A 14876-nucleotide genomic window follows, 5' to 3' on the forward strand; every position below is an offset into this window, starting at 1 on the left:
GCCGGCCGGGCTCACCGGCAGGTCAGAGAATCGCTCCGGGGGAGTAGCCGGCCGCGGCGGGGTAGCGCTTGCAGACCGCCTCCACCTGCGCCACCACCGAGGCCACCTGATCGGCCGCGGCACCGGTGAACGACAGCCGGTCCGCCATCACGGCCGCCAGATCCTCCGAGTCCAGCGGCAGCCGCTCGTCCGCCGCCAGCCGGTCCAGCAACTCATTGCGCTCGGCACCCGCCCGCAGCGCCAGGGCGGCGGCCACCGCGTGCTCCTTCACCGCCTCATGGGCGACCTCCCGACCGACACCGGCCCGCACCGCTGCCATCAGGACCTTGGTCGTCGCCAGGAACGGCAGATACCGGTCGAGCTCCCGGCCCACGACCGCAGGGAAGGCCCCGAACTCGTCCAGCACCGTCAGGAAGGTCTCCAGGAGGCCGTCGAAGGCGAAGAAGGCGTCCGGCAGCGCGACCCGGCGCACCACGGAGCACGACACGTCTCCTTCGTTCCACTGGTCGCCCGCCAGCTCGCCGGCCATGGACGCGTAGCCGCGCAGTACCACGGCAAGGCCGTTGACCCGTTCGCACGACCTCGTGTTCATCTTGTGGGGCATGGCCGAGGAGCCGACCTGGCCGGGCTGGAACCCCTCCGTCACCAGCTCGTGCCCGGCCATCAGCCGGATCGTCTTCGCCAGCGACGAAGGAGCGGCCGCCAGCTGCACCAGGGCCGTCACGACCTCGTAGTCCAGCGACCTCGGGTACACCTGGCCGACGGAGACCATGGCCCTGCCGAAGCCCAGGTGGGTCGCGACCCGCTCCTCCAGCTCCGCCAGTTTCCCCGCGTCGCCTCCGAGAAGGTCCAGCATGTCCTGAGCGGTGCCGACAGGTCCCTTGATTCCCCGCAGCGGATAGCGCTCCAGCAGCGCCTCCAGCCGGCCGAAGGCCACCAGCAGCTCATCGGCAGCACTCGCGAAACGCTTGCCCAGCGTCGTCGCCTGCGCCGCGACATTGTGGGACCGGCCGGCCATTACCAGGCCGGCATGTTCGCCCGCCAGCCTTCCCAGCCGGGCCAGCACCGCCACCGTGCGGTCGCGCGCCAGCTCCAGCGACAGCCGGACCTGCAGCTGCTCCACGTTCTCCGTCAGATCGCGGGAGGTCATTCCCTTGTGGATCTGCTCGTGGCCCGCCAGCGCGTTGAACTCCTCGATGCGGGCCTTTACGTCGTGCCGGGTCACCCGCTCCCGCTCGGCGATCGACGCCAGATCCACCCGCTCCAGAACCCGCTCGTAGTCCGCCGGCGCAGACTCGGGCACCTCGATCCCCAGATCACGCTGAGCCCGCAACACAGCCAGCCACAGCCGACGCTCCAGCACCACCTTGTACTCGGGAGACCACAGGGCCGCCAGCTCCGCCGAAGCGTAGCGGCCGGCCAGAACGTTCGGAATGCGAGGCTTGTCAGTCACACCCAGGGATTCTACGGGTGGCCCCTCGCTCCCAGGGCGCCAGGTCAGGCCGCTTGGGCAGCCGTCCGTCACCCGAGGACCGGCCCGTCAGCCGCCGCCCGACCCAGGGAAGCAGGTGCTCCCTGGCGAACCGCAGGTCGGCACTCCTCCGCGCAGGCCACCTCACCGGCGCCGTGGGGGGCAGAGGCACATCCCACTCCGACGCCGGATACCCCAGACGCTCCCACACCGCCTCGGCCACCCGGCGGTGCCCGTCCGCCGTCAGATGCAGCCTGTCGTCGGCCCACAGCCGCGGATCACCCAGTGAGCGGGAACCGTACAGATCGACCACCACCGCCCCGTGGCGGGCCGCCAGACCGTCGATGAAGGAGAACAGTTCCTCCATCCGCGGCCGGTACCGCTCGAGAACCGGCCCCTGCCGGCCGGGACTGCGCATCAGAACCAGCTGCCCGCACGACGGCGCGAGCTTCTCCACCGACTCCTCCAGCAGCGCGCACACGGTCCGCACGTCGCAGCGAGGACGCAACACGTCGTTGAGGCCGCCCACCAGCGTCACCAGATCCGCCCCCATGGAGGCGGCCACGTCCACCTGGTCCTCGGCGATCTGCCGGATCAGCTTGCCCCGGACAGCCAGATTCGCATAGCGGAAGCCCTCCTCCCGCTCGGCCAGCCGCGCCGCGAGAAGGTCCGCCCAGCCACGGTAGGTGCCGTCCGGGAGGGCATCGGACATTCCCTCGGTGAACGAATCACCGAGGGCGACGAAACTGCTGATACGAGGTGTGGTCTCCATAGCGCCGTCATGCTATCGACCCTCCGGACGCGGCCGCACACGAGCTCAGCCCGGCCGCGCTCCTCCCACGAGCTCCCGCAGCACATCGCCCAGGGTGACCAGCCCGGCCGTCCGTCCGTCCGCACCGGTCACCACAGCCAAGTGCGTCGTGCTGCTGCGCATCGTCGCCAGTACCTCGTCCAGCGGCGTCACCGACGGCACCCGCGCGATGGGCCTCAGTGCCGAGGCCGGGAACGGAGCAGCGCGCCGCTGCGCGGCCAGCGCGTCCTTGACATGGAGATACCCCAAGGCCCGGCCCCTGCCGTCGATCACCGGGAAGCGGGAGAACCCCGACCCGGCGGACAACCGCTCCAGCTCCTCCGGTGTCACCCCTTCCCGGGCAGCCACCACATCCCGCCCCGCTCTCGCGACCTCCCCGACCGGGCGCCTTCCCAGCTCCAGAGCATCCCGCAGGCGCTCTGTCGCCCGCGTGTCCAGCAGCCCGGCCGCACTGGAATCCGCGACCAGCCGGGCCAGCTCCTCGTCCGAGAACGCCGCCGCCACCTCGTCCCGCGTCTCCACACGCAACAGCCGCAGCAGGCCGTTCGCGAACGCGTTGACCGAGAACACCACCGGCCGCAGGGCCCGGGACAGCGCCACCAGCGGCGGCCCCAGCAGCAGGGCGGTGCGCTCCGGGGCGGCCAGCGCGATGTTCTTGGGCACCATCTCCCCGAACAGCATGTGCAGGTAGGTCGTCACCGACAGGGCGATGACGAACGAGAGGGGATGAACCCAGCCGGCCGGCACCCCGAGCGCCCGGAAGACCGGCTCCAGCAGATGGGCGAACGCCGGCTCCACCACCACGCCCAGCACCAGGGTCGTGAGCGTGATGCCCAGCTGCGCGGTGGCCATCAGCACCGATACGTGCTCCAGACCCCACAGCAGTCTCCGCGCCCGGCGGTCACCCCGGTCGGCCAGCGGCTCGACCTGGCTCCGGCGGACGGAGATCAGAGCGAACTCCGCCCCCACGAAGAAGGCGTTCAGCGCCAGCATCAGGGCTCCGACGCCCAGCTGAATCCCCGTCACCGCAGGCCCTCCGCTCCGTCTCCGTCCGCCTCCCGCGGCGGCGGCGCGTGCAGCCGCACCCGGGCCGCCCGCCGGCCCGTCGCATCGACCACGTCGATCCGCCAGCCCTCCACCCGGACGGTGTCACCGGGTTCAGGAATCCGGCCCAGGCACGTGGCGACCAGCCCCGCCAGCGTCTCGTAGGGGCCCTCGGGCACCCTCAGCCCGATCTCCTCCAGTTCGTCGGACCGCACCGCCCCGTCCACGTCGAACACGGCCCGCCCGTCCGGGCCTTCCCCGGCCGGCAGCAGATCGGGGACAGCCAGCGGATCGTGCTCGTCCCGTACCTCCCCGACGACCTCCTCCACCAGGTCCTCCAGCGTCACCACGCCTGCGGTCCCGCCGTACTCGTCGACCACCACCGCCATGCCCCGGCCGCCGGACAGCTGATCGAGAAGCCGGTCGGCCGTGAACGACCCCGGCACCAGCAACGGCTTTCGCAGAAGACCGGAGACCGGCTCCAGGGACCTGCGGCTGTCCGGGACTGCCACCACGTCCTTGATGTGCACCACGCCCACCACCGTGTCCAGGCTGCCGCGGTACACCGGGAAACGGGACAGGCCCGTGGCACGCGCCGCCCGGACCACATCCGCGGCCCGGGACTGCAGATCCACGGCGGTCACCTGGACCCGGGGAGTCATCACGCTCTGCGCCGTCAGTTCCGACAGGTGCAGCGTGCGCACGAACAGCTCGGCGGTCTCCGCCTCCAGCGCGCCCTTCCGCGCCGAATGCCGGGCCAGAGCCATCAGCTCCTGCGGCGAACGCGCCGAGGCCAGCTCCTCCGTCGGCTCGATACCCATCCGGCGCAGCAACCGGTTGGCCGCCCCGTTGAGGTGCCGGATGAAGGGCCGGAACGTCCCGGTGAAGACTCGCTGCGCGGTGGCGATGCGCCTCGCCACCGGCAGCGGCCGGGAGATCGCCCAGTTCTTCGGCACCAGCTCGCCGACCACCATCAGCACCACGGTGGACACAGCGGTGGCCAGCACCAGGGCAACCGACCGGACCGCGGCCTCGGGTACTCCCACCGCCGTGAGCGGCCCCGCGAGCAGGGCGGCGGCCGACGACTCGGCCAGCATGCCGATGAGCAGTCCCGTCACCGTGATGCCCAGCTGCGCGCCGGAGAGCTGGAACGTCAGACTGCGCACTGCCGTGAGAGCGCTGGCGGCTCCGCGTTCCCCGGCTGCCGCGGACTCCTCCAGGGCGCTGCGCTCCACGGTCGTCAGCGAGAACTCCGCGGCCACGAAGATCCCGCAGAGGAAGACCAGCACCACGGCAACGGCCAGCAGGAGTACTTCGGTCACCGGAACACCTTCGCGTCGGAGAACGACTGGACGGGCGGTGACATGCCGGAAAGCATGAGAGAGCACGCCGTCGGCTCCCGCGGTCCACCGTCCGCGCTGAAATTGCCGCTTCCCGCAGAACGGCCCCGGGAACCCTGGCGCGAAAGCCCGGAGGGCTCCATGATGATCGACGAGGGCCGGGGCGCCGGCCATGTCGGGGCAGGGGGTTGTGCCATCTCCAGGGGAAAGCTGTTCGCGGTGAGCGATCTGCATGTGGCGTACCGGGAGAACCGGGAGCTCGTCGACGCCCTGCGTCCGGAGAGCGGGGACGACTGGCTGATCATCGCGGGAGACGTGGCGGAGAAGTGGGCGGACGTCGAATGGGCCCTGCGTGCCCTTTCCCGCCGGTTCGGCACCGTGGTGTGGGCACCCGGAAACCATGAGCTGTGGTCCCACCCGCAGGACCCGGTGCGGCTGCGCGGCGAGGAGCGCTACCTCGCCCTCGTCGAGCTGTGCCGGAGTCTGGGGATCCATACCCCGGAAGACCCCTACCCGCAGTGGCGGGGTGAGGGCGGCCCCGTGACAGTGGCCCCGCTCTTCGTGCTGTACGACTACTCCTTCCGTGCCTCCGGTGCGGCCACCAAGGAGGAGTCCTTGCGGCTGGCATACGAGGCGGGGATCGTGTGCACCGACGAGCACCACCTGCATCCCGACCCGTACCCGAGCCGGGACGCGTGGTGCCGGGCCAGGGTCGCGTACACCGAGGACCGGCTGCGCGGCATCGACCCGGACCGCCGCACGATTCTGGTCAACCACTTCCCGCTGGTGCGCGAACCGACCCGGATCCTCCGGTATCCCGAGTTCGCCCAGTGGTGCGGCACTGAACTCACCGCCGACTGGCACACCCGCTTCCGCGCGGCAGTGGTCGTCTACGGCCATCTGCACATCCCCCGGGTGATGTGGCAGGACGGCGTGCGCTTCGAGGAGGTGTCCATCGGCTATCCCCGGGAGTGGCGCCCGAGACCACCCCGGACACCCCTGCGGCAGATCATGCCCTTCCCGGTGGAAGCGAGTACCCGGTGATAGAGGAGATTCTTCCGCCGCAGGCGGCCACCGCGGTTGTTTACGGGAAAGGTCCGGACCCCGCGCACACGCTCCTCCCCGAGGAGACACAGTTCGTCGCGAAAGCCGTGCCCGGACGGCAGGAGGAGTTCGGCACCGTGCGGGCCTGCGCACGCCGGGCGCTGGCCGGGCTGGGAGTACCACCCGTCCCGATACTCCGCAGCCCCCGGGGAGCCCCGCAGTGGCCGGCGGGGCTGGTCGGAAGCATGACCCATTGCGACGGCTACCGGGCCGCCGCCGTGGCCCGGCGTGCGGACGTTTCCTCGCTGGGTATCGATGCCGAACCCAATGGTCCGCTCCCCGACGGGGTCCTCGACGTCATCTCGCTGCCCGGCGAACGCACATGGATACGGAAACTGGAGGCGCGGCGGCCCGAGATCTCCTGGGGCCGGCTGCTGTTCAGCGCCAAGGAGAGCGTCTTCAAGACGTGGTACCCGCTGACCGGACAGGAACTCGACTTCACCGAGGCGGAGCTCGAGGTCTGCCCGTCGACGGGCACCTTCTCGGCCCGGCTTCTGATACCGCTGGCCGCGCCGCACAGCGGGCTGCGGACCTTCACCGGCCGGTGGACCGCGAACAGCCGTCTGGTGGTGACGGCCATAGCCCGGCCCGGCACCGAATGAGGCTCACCGGGCCGGTGATCTGCGCAGTTCTCCGGGATTCTCATTGCCCGCGGAGACGGTCCAGCTCCCGGCGTTCCCGCTTGGTGGGCCGCCCGGTGCCACGGTCACGGCGGCCCGCTACCGCGATCTCCTCCCTGGGCGGTGGCGGAGGGCTGTGATCGGTGTAGCACTCCGCGGCCACCGCCGCTCCCACCCGCTTGCGCACCAGACGCCTGACCACCACCCGCCGCTCCCGGCCGGCGTGGAACAGCCGTACCTCGTCCCCCGGCCGCACGGCGGTGGCCGGCTTGGCACGATCACCGTTGATCCGCACATGGCCCGCCCGGCAGGCCGTCGCGGCCAGTGAGCGGGTCTTCACCAGCCGCACCGACCAGATCCAGCTGTCCACGCGCACGGTGCCTTCTTCTGACGGCATACCCCCGACTCTAACCCTGCCCCGGCCGGGTCAGCCGATGAAGTCCTGCAGTTTGCGCTCGAGCTTCGCCTTCGGCTTCGCGCCCATGATCGACTTGACCACCACGCCGTTGCGGAAGACCTTCATCACCGGGATCGACATGACGCGGTACCGCGACGTGGTGGCGGGATTCTCCTCGATGTTCAGCTTGACGATCTCGAGCTTCTCCCCGTGCTCCGCGGCGATCGCGTCCAGAGTGGGGGCGAGTTCGCGGCACGGCGCGCACCAGGAGGCCCAGAAATCGACGAGGACGGGCTTGTCGCTGCCCAGAACGTCCCGGTCGAAGGACTCGTCGGTCACTTCTTTCACCATCATGAGGTCTTCCTGTTCCGCGCCGGAGAGCTGTGAGGTCTCATCACCGGCTCCTGCCGTGTACACCCAGGAACAAGCATACCCCCTGGGGTACTTTCGGCGCTGTCCGCGCAAAGCCGCAGCCCGGTGCTGGTGCGCGGACCGGCGTGGCCGGGAACAAGGCCCCCCACGACTATGCTGGGGCAGCGCGTGATCAGTGGTGGCATCAGCACGGCGGCCGGTTCCCTCCGGGCCGGGGATGTTGGCAGGTGAGCTCGGACCGGGAGGAACTGTTCGCCGCAGTGGACGGAGCAGACCCAGCCGTCGCCCACGTAGGCCGATCAGGTGTCCCTGAGGGGCGCCGGCGGCCTCTCCCACGCCGACATCGGCTGGGCGCTGGGAGTGACCGCCTGGACGGTGGCGGTATGGGAGACAGGCCGCACCGAGCCGCTCAAGGAACGCCGCGCGACCTAGCCTCCGTGTTTCGGTTCGGGTCGGCTGAGTTGGGGTGGACCCCGTGCCGGAGGTTGTGGGGCTGCTGTCGGATGGTGGGCGTGTTGGAGGCCCGGCGCGGTGGCCGGGTGCTCCTGGGTCCTGGGGTCGTGGGTGGTCAGTGGCGGTCTCGTCTGTCACGTGGCTGGTCGTGGCAGTGCGATGAGGCGGTTGAACGCGGCGGTCAGTTCGTGGCGCCAGGGCCAGGTGGCGGCGATCCGTAGTCGTAGGCGAGGGGCTCCGCTTGTGATCCGGGCTGCGGTATGCAGGAGTCGGTAGCGGAGCTTCTTGGGCTCGGCGGTGGCCAACTCGCTGTCCAGCAGCAAGGTTCGGGTCCAGGCCGGCAGGTCGATCGCGGTCAGGGACAGTTCCAGCCATGCCTGGTTGATCGCGAAGTGGCGGGAGGGGAAGCGGCCGAAGCCGGTGGTCTTGCCGCAGCGGATGTGGTCCTCGATCCGGGCGTGGGCACGGTGGCGGACTTCCAGGTGTTGGGTCGAGCCGCCGCCGGTGACGGGCATGTCGGTGAGGAAGACCTGGTGGCGCATGCCTTCGTCCTGGTCGGACAGGGACAGTTGGGCGCCGGGGTGGGGACGCTCACGGCGGACGATGATGCGGGTGCCGTCCGGGTATCCGGTGAGGTCGGCCGGGCCGGTCAGCTCGGCGACCTCGGCACCGGCGCGCAGGGCACCGTTTTGTTCCAGCGCGGGGTGCCAGACCTGGCCGGGCAGCACGCGAATGGCATTGCGGACGTGGTCGGTGACGGGATAGCCGACGGAGAAGAAGGTGTGGATCCCGCGTTCCCGCAGGGCTCGGACATGAGCGAGGAAGGCTTTGGCGCTGCCCGCGCTGTCGGCGCGGACGAGGATGGGGGTGCCGTGGCGGTGAGCGTCGCCACCACTCCCTCGTTCAAGCCGCTGCTGCTCGTATCGATCCACCAGGTGAAGGACTCCACCACGATCCAGGCGGTGGCGTCGGCGATCGCGTTGGCCACCGCTTCCAGGGCCGAGGTGCCGGCCTTCCGGACGCAGCCGTTCCAGTCGGTGACCCCGCACATCAGCCATCGCCAGCCTCGGGGAAGAGGGTGTACCCAGAGGTGCCCGCGACGGGCTGCCCGGACCAGCGGGCGCCGGGCGGCACCACCAGCCGCCAGTCGTCTTCTGCCCAGGTGAGGGTGACAGGGATCGTCACCAGGACTTCCCCGCCGTCCTCGCCCGCACCTCGGCCGAGCAGATGGACCGTCACCTGTCCGGTGCCGGGAGTTGGCGGCAGCGGCATCGCGTAGCCGATGGTCTGCCCGTAGATCCGCAAGGGCTCGCTGTCCGGCAGGCCGGAGGCGGCGCGGGCAGCTGCGTATTCCGTATCGACCTGCGCCATCATGGCGCTGATGTCGCCATGCATCTGCTCGATGTTCGGCACATAGATGTCAGGGCCGACGTGCGGGCCGACCCTGGTCCCCAGATGCACCGCTGCGAGTGCCGCACCGGCCTCATCCCGGGCGAACCCGCTCGCCTCGGCCGCGGTCACCGTGCGCGGGCCGTGCACGGGGCTGACGGGGAGCTGCGCGCCGTGAAGGTCCATGTAGGTGAGCCCGGACCAGTCCGGCGCGGCAGGGTCGTCGCCGCCGTCCTGGCCGTCGTGGTCGTGCTCCTCGTGGCCCTGATGCTCATCCCCGCCGAGGGCTGGGGGTCCGTTGTCGGCTGATGGCGCGGCGGCGGCCGGCGGTGCGGGCTCCGGGGTCTGACCCCAGTTCTGGCTGCTCCCGACTGCCGCCGCCACGATCGCGGCCAGCGCGAAGGTCCCGGTCCCGACGAGCAGCATCGGGGCACGGCGTTTGCGGGTGGTGCTCTGCTGCTCGACCGCCGGCCCCGGGCTCGTGGTCACAGGAACATGCCGAGCACGCCAGCCCCCACGCCACCGATCAACAGCGCGCCGAGAACCTTCAGCGGCAACTCAGAAACGGCGTCGGCCGCCGTGGTGGCGCCGCGCCCGCCGCTGCTGCCGAGCTGCATCCGGATACCGGTGTAGATCAAGCTGCCCGCCGCGATGGCGAACCCTCTCCACTTCAGGATGCCGAGCATCAGGTCACGCGGGCCCTCGAGGCCCGCAGGCGTCTTGGCGCCGGGGTTGGGGATCTGCGCCAGCAGCTCCGGCGCCGCGGTGGCCAGGGCGTCGGCGATCACGCGGGCACCCCCGTCGTCGCGGCCAGTTCGGCGCGCAGCTGCTCCAGCGGCTCGACCAGCTGCTTGGGCTGAGGGATGGTCAGCGGGTCGTCGGTGTCCCGCCACGCACTCACGTAGGGGAGGCGGACGACGGTCTGGACGCGGTCCTCGATCAGCCGGACCCGGGCCCGCACGGTGGAGGGCTCCCGCAAGGCGCTGTCCGCGACCAGCACCAGGAGGGGCGGGGCGGCGAGCCACCCGTGCTCGATGTGCTGGTGCGCGAAGGCGACGCCGCGGGTTGCCCAGTGCAGCCCGTAGGCGGTGCCGCGTGCGACGAGGACCAGCGGGGCCTCGCCCACGGCGAGCTGGTCGCGCTGGATCTCGCGGGCGGGCAGCATCCGGGCGACGGCGGTGGCGCCGCATCCGCCGTGGCAGCTCACCACGGCGGCAGGTACCGGCGGTGCGGGCGGCGGCCCGGCTGGCATCTCTGGCTGGCGGGCGATGGCCATGGCCTCTCCTCTGCTCCAGGTACTCGGACCAACGAAGGCCGCGACTGTTAGTTATCGTCTGTACGCCTTGAGTGTTCACCTGTGAGTGGGGTGGCGTGATGTGGGCCGGTAAGGGCGCGGTGTGGGCGGGTGGCGGCGGTGTCCTCGCCGTCGTCGCGCTGCCGCTGCTCCTGCTCGCCGGTATCGGCGGGAGCACCAGCAGCATGGGGCTGTGCCCGCCTGGATCGCCGGAGAAGTTCGCCGAGTTCGCGCACGCGGCCGGTGCGGACACCGCCGCGCCGTCCGGGCTGCACATTGACCTGCCGCTGGCAGAGGCCGATGCTGCGCCGCCGGTCCCGCCCGAGTTGATCGCGCCCGGGCCTTGGAGCTACCCGGTCCCGGCTCCGGCTACGGTCACCGCGCGCTTCGGGCAGTCCGGCCCGCACTGGAGCACCCGGCACACCGGCACCGACTTCGCGGCGCCGGCCGGGACGGCGGTCTTCGCGGCCAGCGACGGCGTCGTTCTGGCTGTCGTCCACGAATCCGCGGGCCGCCCGTTCGGGACGTTCGTCACCTTGCTGCACGCCGACAACACCGTGACCGTCTACGCCCACCTCCAGGAGGCGGCCGTCGCCCGGGGGCAGGAGCTGGCTGTCGGCCAGCAGATCGGCACGGTCGGTAGCACGGGCAACTCCACCGGCCCGCATCTCCACTTCGAAGTCCGGCCGCAGATCAAGGGCAGGCATCTCCCGGTGGACCCCGAGCCCTTCCTGGCTACTGCCACACTGTCGGCCGCAGGGACCGGCCCCACCAGCGCGCAGGCCTCCGGGTGCCTGTGGCCGGCCGGAGCGCCCAGCGGGCCGGTGGACACCGCAGCGCTGCCGGAGCTCGCACGGGCGATGACGCCGACGATTGTGCGGCTGCTGGAGGACTGTCCGGAGCTTCCCCTGGAGTGGGTCCATGCCCAGGTGATGGCGGAGTCCAGTTGGAACCCGGGCGCCTGGACGTCGGACAGCAACGGGGGCGCGGCCGGGCTCTACCAGCTATCCCATGAGGCGTGGGCGGCGGCCGAGGGCGACGCCGGGACGTGGACGCGCGGCAGCCGGCCGCCCGCCAGCCACCCGGTCTGGGAGCCGGCCGTCCATCTCCGGGTGGCAATCACCCACGCCTGCGGCAACCTGCGGGAGATGACAGCCCACCTCCTCCGCCACCCGACGAAGCCGATCAGCCCGCTGGAGGCGATGGCGGTCTGCCACGTCGCCGGATGCAGCAGGGTGATGGGCTCAGTGTCCGGCATCCCGGTGCCAGGGGAAGCGATGTGCGGCCGTGAGTGTGTAGCCACTGTCCACGCCTACCTAGCGAACATCAGCCGCCACCTGCACACCATCACCGGCACGGCCCCGGACACCCCGTAATGCTGTAGCGTTCTATTTGACGCATGAAGAGAGGGCCGGCGGGACACCACCCGGAAGTGGTGACGGCATCCACCGGCCCCTATACCCCATCACCATGCCCACAGGCAGGTGACGAGCTACCAGGATACCGCTGGAGACCCCACCGTCATGAACCACGAAACCAACGACGACTCCGAGCTGCTGACCGCTTCCCAGGCCGCCGAGATCCTCGGCATCCGCCCTGGCACGCTGCGGACCTACGCCAGCCGCGGGCAGGCGCCCGCCGGGCGGAAGCTCGGTGGCGCGCGGCGTTGGACCAGAGCTGAGATCGAGCACCGTCGAGACAACCCGCCCAGCGCCGACCCCGCCCGACGGGGCGGCCGCCCCAAGAACGTCCGCGAGGCACGCCCCCGGCCATCCCAGGCTGGCCGCCGAGCAGGTGAGGTCGCCGCCCGCCTCCGGGCCGGGGAGGACGTGACGGTCCCGCAGCTGATGAAGGAGTACAACGCGACGGAGCGAACCGCACAGCGCCTGCTGGCGCGCGCCCGCGCCCTGGCTGCCGCCGAAGGCTGAGGTTCAGGCAGGGCAGCGTGGTTGCTGCCGGTGGCCGGCTGAGGTGGCCGCCTCGGCCTGGCGGGGACCGTTCTGCTGGACGCCAGGTTGCTGTGGAGCGGTACCGCTCACCGATGGTCGGAAACGGATTAGCTCAACTCTTGCTCATCGGGTGGTCCGGGGTGTCAATCCAGGCCGTCCAGCCGGTTGAAGTGACGGTGATGCCGAGACGGCCGAAGCCTGGTTCGCCGCCCTGACACCACCAGGTGTGGGCGTTGGTGAGTTCGTCCCACAGCCGCCGTTGCCCGACCTGCCGGATGGTGGCAGTCGTGGCCTCGGGCCGCAGGAGGGCGGCGGTCCAAGCGGTGCCGTCCAGGGCGTAGAGCCACAGGGTCCGGCCGCCGTCGTCGTGCTGCTGTACCGCGTGGGTCGTGTCGTTCAGTAGCAGGCCGGCGATGAAGACGAAGGGGTGCCACCGGTCGAAGAGCGAGGGGTCCACCTCGACGGTGGTGTCGGTCACCGGCGTGAGGTCCGGGGCGAAGGCCGGGTGTACGTGGCGCTGGGACCGGGCCTTCATGAACTCCAGCTGCTGGAGAAGGAGCCCAGTAGCGGTCGTCTTGTCGTTGACGGTGAGGACGGCGAGGGCGTCGCGGTTGCTGTACTGGGTGCCCCAGGGGGTGACGATGAGCCCGCCAGGGCGGACCTGCTCCAGCCAGGCGGCCGGGATGTCCCGGATGCCCATGGTGGAGATCAGCCGATCGTACGGTGCGCCGTCCGGGAACCCTGCGAGACCGTCTCCGACCACCATCCTCGGGAACAGCCCGGTACCGCCGAGAGCGTTCTTCGCGGCGGCGGCGACGTCCGGGTCGACCTCCATGGTGGTGACGGCAGCGTCGCCGAGCCGGCGGGTCATCAGTCCGGCGGTCCAGCCGGTTCCAGTGCCGACCTCCAGCACTCGCTGGCCCGGCGCCAGGTCGGCGGCCTCCAGCATTGTGGCCACCACGGAGGGCATGGACGCCGAGCTGGTCGGCGTGGTGCCAGGTTCCGTGCCGGTATGGCGGCCGTCGTCCCACTGGGTGACCACCGGGACATCCGCTCGCGTGGCGGCCTGCCAGCCGTCCGGGTCGCTCCGGCGATCCACCGCCCGCGCGCTGCGGGTCGACATGTCGTGCGGCCAGATCAGGTCTGGCAGAAACCGGGCGCGAGGCAGAGCGACGATCTGCTGGTGCCAGAACGCCGCATCCCACCGGGTGTCCGTCCGCACGGTCACTTACCGTCGGCCTCGTCGTCGTCCTTGCGGTGCTTACCGTCCCCAGGCGGCGCGTTACCGTCCGGCTCAGGGTCCGGAGGCGTCCACGGGGTACCCGGCAGGTTGTCACCGCGCATGCTCTGCTGACCGACCATCATCATCCCTCCGCAGCGGGGCTGTCACTCTATGATGCCGCCCCGCCTACCCGGCCGGTAGATGTCCCGTCACCCCCAATCTGCTGCCGTTTCCTCCTTCAGTAGTTCTACTGTGTATCTGAGCAGGTCGGAGGGTGCACAGCGCGAGAAGGCAACGGCGGCGGGAACATACCCTGCAGCAGACCGCGCACAGAGGCACAGCACACCCTGCCCATCGCGCCTCAGGGGCGCAGCCGGGGATCCCACGGCTGGACCACGATGCACGGCCGCACGCCCGCCTCAACCGCTACGCGGTTCGCCTCGTCGGCGGCGCAGCGCAGCGGCTCAGCGATGTCGGGCCAAGCCCAGTAGACGCAGCCGTGGACGTGGTCGGCGTAGACGTAGGCCAGCATGACGGTCAGCCACCTGGACCGGCTCTTCCTGGACCGCTCCAGCTCGTGGACCCAGACCTGCTCGGTGCCGTCGTCGGCGGTGACGACCGAAGCGAGGTCTGGATATCCCCGGCCGCCAGTGCCACGTCCAGCGCTGATCTCCACACCGGACCGCAGGGCTGCGGCCGGGCCAGCGGACGGATGCGGCTCTGTGCGGCGGATCTCCTGCTCGGTCACCAGCTGGTGACCAGGCTGGATCACCGCGAGGTGCAGCGCCAGCTCGACCACCTCCAGATCGTGCAGCAGCTCGCCGACGCTGGGCGTGGCAGGGGCACCGTCCAGACCGGCCGCGCGGTGCCCGGCCCGGGTCAGCCAGTTCACCCGCGGAAGGTCGGCCAGCGGCTTGTCCTGATGGAGCAGCCCGAGGCGGCGCAGGGCAAGGACCCGCCGTTCGTAGATGGAGCGGCGGCGCCCGGTCCCGGCGCGCCGGTCGAATTCTCGGGCGATCTGGTCGGTGGTGACGGCTCGCCAGCGCCCGGTCCAAGCGAGAATTTCCAGGTCGCGGGAGGTGAGGGCGTGCCGCGGTGAGGCCGTGGTGGTAGTCATCGCCTGCCGGTTTCCCGGCCCCGCTGTGGGGTGCTGCGGGTGTGCGCGGGGCCTGCTCGTAGGTGTGCTGCGGGTATGTCTGCCGCACCGTAGCCCTGTCGGCCCTGACCTGCACGGATCTGTCCCTCGAGCGGGTGACAGAGGTGTTGGGTGGCGGGCTGGTCGTCCCAGGAGGAGGCGGTTGCCTCTCTCTGATTGTCCTGGCCGTGCTGGTGGAGAGTGCGGGCAGTGCGAGGGCTGGTTGGGCCGGGGTTGCTGTGGGTGGGTGAGGCGCCCGCGCTGGCGCGCGGGCG

At 71.0% G+C, this 14876-nt stretch carries 16 protein-coding genes and 1 pseudogene; 5 read left to right on the top strand and 12 right to left on the bottom strand.

Annotated elements, in window-relative coordinates:
* Positions 1–22: 22 nt before the first annotated feature.
* The 4 genes from purB to ABD299_RS20740 are packed head-to-tail and all read right to left on the bottom strand — an operon-like array spanning position 23 to position 4648.
* The gene (gene purB / locus ABD299_RS20725) at positions 23–1453 is read right to left on the bottom strand and encodes an adenylosuccinate lyase (protein ID WP_344264820.1); all 1431 of its coding nucleotides are present in this window, start codon (positions 1451–1453) and stop codon (positions 23–25) included.
* A complete protein-coding gene (locus ABD299_RS20730; RefSeq protein WP_344264823.1) occupies positions 1446–2243 on the bottom strand; it encodes an SGNH/GDSL hydrolase family protein in 798 nt (265 codons plus the stop codon). The genes purB and ABD299_RS20730 overlap by 8 nt, the downstream gene beginning before the upstream one ends.
* 45 nt (positions 2244–2288) lie before the next feature.
* A complete protein-coding gene (locus ABD299_RS20735) occupies positions 2289–3308 on the bottom strand; it encodes a hemolysin family protein (protein WP_344264826.1) in 1020 nt (339 codons plus the stop codon).
* A complete protein-coding gene (locus tag ABD299_RS20740; RefSeq protein ID WP_344264829.1) occupies positions 3305–4648 on the bottom strand; it encodes a hemolysin family protein in 1344 nt (447 codons plus the stop codon). The genes ABD299_RS20735 and ABD299_RS20740 overlap by 4 nt, the downstream gene beginning before the upstream one ends.
* 162 nt (positions 4649–4810) lie before the next feature.
* On the opposite strand from ABD299_RS20740, the gene ABD299_RS20745 reads away from it, so the two are divergent.
* Both ABD299_RS20745 and ABD299_RS20750 read left to right on the top strand, forming a co-directional pair.
* Positions 4811–5710 carry a metallophosphoesterase family protein gene (locus ABD299_RS20745; protein WP_344264892.1) on the top strand — a complete coding sequence of 300 codons (900 nt, stop codon included), beginning with the start codon at positions 4811–4813 and terminating at the stop codon, positions 5708–5710.
* Positions 5707–6372 carry a 4'-phosphopantetheinyl transferase family protein gene (locus ABD299_RS20750; RefSeq protein WP_344264832.1) on the top strand — a complete coding sequence of 222 codons (666 nt, stop codon included), beginning with the start codon at positions 5707–5709 and terminating at the stop codon, positions 6370–6372. The genes ABD299_RS20745 and ABD299_RS20750 overlap by 4 nt, the downstream gene beginning before the upstream one ends.
* Before the next feature lie 40 nt (positions 6373–6412).
* On the opposite strand, the gene ABD299_RS20755 is transcribed toward ABD299_RS20750, so the two are convergent.
* Together ABD299_RS20755 and trxA are read right to left on the bottom strand one after the other, a co-directional pair.
* Positions 6413–6787 carry an RNA-binding S4 domain-containing protein gene (locus tag ABD299_RS20755; RefSeq protein WP_344264835.1) on the bottom strand — a complete coding sequence of 125 codons (375 nt, stop codon included), beginning with the start codon at positions 6785–6787 and terminating at the stop codon, positions 6413–6415.
* A gap of 30 nt (positions 6788–6817) precedes the next feature.
* Positions 6818–7141 (bottom strand): thioredoxin, encoded by a 324-nt coding sequence (gene trxA, locus ABD299_RS20760; RefSeq protein ID WP_344264838.1) that lies wholly within the window; start codon positions 7139–7141, stop codon positions 6818–6820.
* A 321-nt stretch (positions 7142–7462) separates the two neighbouring features.
* Between trxA and ABD299_RS20765 the strand changes: the two genes are divergently transcribed.
* The gene (locus tag ABD299_RS20765; protein ID WP_344264841.1) at positions 7463–7591 is read left to right on the top strand and encodes a helix-turn-helix domain-containing protein; all 129 of its coding nucleotides are present in this window, start codon (positions 7463–7465) and stop codon (positions 7589–7591) included.
* A gap of 155 nt (positions 7592–7746) precedes the next feature.
* Here ABD299_RS20765 and ABD299_RS20770 read toward each other — a convergent pair.
* The 4 genes and pseudogenes from ABD299_RS20770 to ABD299_RS20785 form a co-directional block, all read right to left on the bottom strand.
* A pseudogene (locus ABD299_RS20770) lies at positions 7747–8499 on the bottom strand (transposase); the annotation flags it as partial.
* 163 nt (positions 8500–8662) lie between these two features.
* On the bottom strand, positions 8663–9490 hold the full coding sequence (locus tag ABD299_RS20775; protein ID WP_344264844.1) for a DUF8175 domain-containg protein: 828 nt from the start codon (positions 9488–9490) through the stop codon (positions 8663–8665).
* Positions 9487–9789 (bottom strand): hypothetical protein, encoded by a 303-nt coding sequence (locus ABD299_RS20780; RefSeq protein ID WP_344264846.1) that lies wholly within the window; start codon positions 9787–9789, stop codon positions 9487–9489. Before ABD299_RS20780 ends, ABD299_RS20775 begins: the two co-directional genes overlap by 4 nt.
* On the bottom strand, positions 9786–10277 hold the full coding sequence (locus ABD299_RS20785) for a hypothetical protein (RefSeq protein ID WP_344264848.1): 492 nt from the start codon (positions 10275–10277) through the stop codon (positions 9786–9788). The genes ABD299_RS20780 and ABD299_RS20785 overlap by 4 nt, the downstream gene beginning before the upstream one ends.
* A gap of 71 nt (positions 10278–10348) precedes the next feature.
* On the opposite strand from ABD299_RS20785, the gene ABD299_RS20790 reads away from it, so the two are divergent.
* The gene (locus ABD299_RS20790; RefSeq protein WP_344264850.1) at positions 10349–11671 is read left to right on the top strand and encodes a peptidoglycan DD-metalloendopeptidase family protein; all 1323 of its coding nucleotides are present in this window, start codon (positions 10349–10351) and stop codon (positions 11669–11671) included.
* A 147-nt stretch (positions 11672–11818) separates the two neighbouring features.
* Complete coding sequence (locus ABD299_RS20795; RefSeq protein ID WP_344264852.1) at positions 11819–12223, top strand: helix-turn-helix domain-containing protein; 405 nt, start codon at positions 11819–11821, stop codon at positions 12221–12223.
* Positions 12224–12356: 133 nt separating this feature from the next.
* Here the strand turns inward: ABD299_RS20795 and ABD299_RS20800 are convergent, their stop codons facing one another.
* Positions 12357–13466, bottom strand: a complete 1110-nt coding sequence (locus ABD299_RS20800) for a methyltransferase domain-containing protein (RefSeq protein WP_344264854.1) — start codon at positions 13464–13466, stop codon at positions 12357–12359.
* Between the two features lie 361 nt (positions 13467–13827).
* Positions 13828–14583 (bottom strand): hypothetical protein, encoded by a 756-nt coding sequence (locus tag ABD299_RS20805; protein WP_344264857.1) that lies wholly within the window; start codon positions 14581–14583, stop codon positions 13828–13830.
* Positions 14584–14876: the final 293 nt, after the last annotated feature.

Origin of the sequence: Streptomyces sodiiphilus (assembly GCF_039529215.1) — a bacterium.
GTDB lineage: Bacteria > Actinomycetota > Actinomycetes > Streptomycetales > Streptomycetaceae > Streptomyces > Streptomyces sodiiphilus.